General features: G+C 39.4%; 1 protein-coding gene and 8 tRNA genes. 8 read left to right on the top strand and 1 reads right to left on the bottom strand.

What is annotated here, in order from left to right; translation table 11 throughout:
• Positions 1 to 244 precede the first annotated feature (244 nt).
• From AB7942_RS30265 to AB7942_RS30300, 8 genes are all read left to right on the top strand, one after another.
• A tRNA-Met gene (locus AB7942_RS30265) sits at positions 245 to 318 on the top strand.
• Between the two features lie 3 nt (positions 319 to 321).
• Positions 322 to 398: transfer RNA gene (locus AB7942_RS30270), tRNA-Asp, on the top strand.
• A 200-nt stretch (positions 399 to 598) separates the two neighbouring features.
• A tRNA-Phe gene (locus AB7942_RS30275) sits at positions 599 to 671 on the top strand.
• A gap of 37 nt (positions 672 to 708) precedes the next feature.
• Positions 709 to 793, top strand: a tRNA-Tyr gene (locus AB7942_RS30280).
• Positions 794 to 802: 9 nt separating this feature from the next.
• Positions 803 to 876: transfer RNA gene (locus AB7942_RS30285), tRNA-Cys, on the top strand.
• Positions 877 to 886: 10 nt separating this feature from the next.
• A tRNA-Gly gene (locus AB7942_RS30290) sits at positions 887 to 960 on the top strand.
• A gap of 4 nt (positions 961 to 964) precedes the next feature.
• Positions 965 to 1,041 (top strand) — tRNA-Ile (locus AB7942_RS30295).
• A 9-nt stretch (positions 1,042 to 1,050) separates the two neighbouring features.
• Positions 1,051 to 1,125, top strand: a tRNA-Asn gene (locus tag AB7942_RS30300).
• Between the two features lie 1,062 nt (positions 1,126 to 2,187).
• Here AB7942_RS30300 and AB7942_RS30305 read toward each other — a convergent pair.
• On the bottom strand, positions 2,188 to 2,427 hold the full coding sequence (locus tag AB7942_RS30305) for a hypothetical protein (protein ID WP_369449758.1): 240 nt from the start codon (positions 2,425 to 2,427) through the stop codon (positions 2,188 to 2,190).
• Positions 2,428 to 2,891 lie beyond the last annotated feature (464 nt).

Here is a 2,891-nt window from a genome sequence, read left to right on the forward strand (position 1 = left end):
TGGCTGAAGGGATCGGTCTTGAAAACCGACAGGCGGGTCATACCGCGCGGGGGTTCGAATCCCTCTTCCTCCTCCATATATTTCATTAATATATAATTTCTATTGTCGCGGGGTGGAGCAACGAGCATTGCTTCATGAATAATCTGCGAGTTGTATCAATTGAGCTGCTGCTTGCATATGCTTACTGAGATTGATACAGTCCATGGAACATTGAGCATGGACAAAACTATATAATTTCTATTGTCGCGGGGTGGAGCAGTCTGGTAGCTCGTCGGGCTCATAACCCGAAGGTCGCAGGTTCAAATCCTGTCCCCGCAATATGGTCCGGTAGTTCAGTTGGTTAGAATGCCTGCCTGTCACGCAGGAGGTCGCGGGTTCGAGTCCCGTCCGGACCGCCATTTTTATCCCAGTAGGTTAACTACTGTTATTATAGATTTTTTTTTTTAGAAAAATACATATTCTAGGCTCAGTAACTCAGTGGGTAGAGCAGATTGCTTACATCACTGAAAAACATCTGCGGCAATCTGCGAGAAAGTACGTGAGTTCTTTCGAGCAAAGGACGTACGGAATTATATGTTTAGGGAATCATCCTAATTACGGCTCAGTAGCTCAGTCGGTAGAGCAAAGGACTGAAAATCCTTGTGTCGGCGGTTCGATTCCGTCCTGAGCCATCATTAAATTTAAGACTCTATTAGTAGTCTTATATATGGAGGGGTAGCGAAGTGGCTAAACGCGGCGGACTGTAAATCCGCTCCCTCAGGGTTCGGCGGTTCGAATCCGTCCCCCTCCACCATTCTAGTTAGGCAGCATAGCCAAGTGGTAAGGCAGAGGTCTGCAAAACCTCCATCCCCGGTTCAAATCCGGGTGCCGCCTCCAAATTTTTAATGCGGGTGTAGTTTAGTGGTAAAACCTCAGCCTTCCAAGCTGATGATGAGAGTTCGATTCTCTTCACCCGCTCCAAATTGGGCCTATAGCTCAGCTGGTTAGAGCGCACGCCTGATAAGCGTGAGGTCGATGGTTCGAGTCCATTTAGGCCCACCATAATATTATTCCGCAGTAGCTCAGTGGTAGAGCTATCGGCTGTTAACCGATCGGTCGTAGGTTCGAGTCCTACCTGCGGAGCCATTTTTTTAAACTGAAGGGACCGTTCGCTTGTTCTTTTTTATAAAAACCACCTTTTAAAAAAGAAATTATTTTTTAAAAGGTGGTTTTTCTGCGTCTAAATAGAGATAAAATTCCTGCAGTTGGGAACTAACTACATAATTTTGGATACTAACTACATATTTTGGAGAGTTTACAACACAATTACGGATACTTACAACATAATTACAGACACTTACTACATATTTTATAAAACTTACGACATTCGCTGGATAAAAATTGGGAATTCATTTGGGCCGAGGATATTTACTACCTAATTTTGGTGACTTATACCATCGCAGTAATAGTTTTAGGCACGAATCATGATTCAGCAACTAATCCTAGTTCCTTTTTAAAAGTGTCATGTTGAGGATAGTTCTCGACATTCTTCACAGGAATTTGAAGTACTAAATCTAGTAATGGAGCGGTCTGAGGCTTCTTTTAATCAAGCGTTTGGATAGTATCAAAACGCCACGATTTTAATAGAATCATGGAGGTTTAGGAGAAACTGATCAGTTTTTGTAGAAAGGTGGGGTATTTCCTGCGGAATGTCCAAACGCATCTCGACAATCTACATGCAGGAGTTGTAAGGGAATTCCTTTTATTTCAGTACTTTCAGCTATTTCAATCAAACGTTTAAATAGTATAGCTTATACGGTATTTAGTCGAAAGAGTGTCGTTTCGTGACGTTATCGGTTTGATTGCTATTTTTCCCCTTTTTTTCTTACATTTTTCAACATTAATTATATGGATTGGGAAGGATGCATCGATATATATCAAGGATGTAGGCGATTTTAATCAAACGTTTGATTAGTGAGGAAACTTGGGAGAAAAGGGGGAGATTTGTCAGTTCATAAAGACCCGAGGACGGTTCTTCGAGGTTGTGTGAACCATCGCTGAGGACATTGAAACTCCCTGAGGCATTATTTCTGCTGCTTAGCCCTGAAAAGGTGCTTTCTTAATTCAGGTGCCAGTCGCCGAGCGATAAAGATATAAAAACCATGCTGTTTTTTTACCAGCATGGTTTTTAGACTATGGTTTTGGGTATTATTCCTCGAACGCTTCCATCAATTCCCGTAAAGCTTTGATGGCTAGTTTTACACTCTCTTTTTTATTATTATGAACTCCAGTTCCTAATAATTCATCGTGTTGATGGAAGGAATTATTCGCTAAGCTTTTGTAGCCCTCTGGAACTGTGAATATTTCTACAGTAATCGTAAATCCCAGGCTTATATAGATTTTTATAATTTCTAGTTCTTCATTTTTAACTTTTGTTACAATTCTCATACGATAATCCTCTCCAGATAGAAAGCAATAAAATTCACAGATTTAGATTTTATATATTTATATTTACTTAAACTAGTATACGCTAAAATCCTACCCTATTTCCAGTGCCTGTTATGCCCCGATATTTGTTGAAGATTGCATATGGCCAGGGATTTGGTTGTTGATTTATAAAGATAAGATATTGTTATCTCAAGAAATAGTTTTAAGGAAGTGAACTTTCCTGAAAAAAGAAAAACTTTCTGTTGCATTTGTAAATTGGAGGTGGTATGATAGCTAAGTTGCTTTTAACGGCGGTTTTAATAGTTAAAAGTGGAAACAAAAAAGCTAAATTAATATATTGACATTCTAATAGAGAATCGATATACTAATAAATGTCGCTTCTGACATGATAGATTGTTCTTTGAAAACTAAACAAACAAAAACGTCAACAAACAATAAAAAAATCGTGTTTCTTCTATTAATAT

This window comes from Neobacillus sp. BF23-41 (assembly GCF_041106275.1).

Coding starts and splice junctions, on each gene's coding strand:
- AB7942_RS30305 (WP_369449758.1), bottom strand. CDS start 2,427: ATGAGAATTGTAACAAAAGTTAAAAATGAAGAACTAGAAATTATAAAA.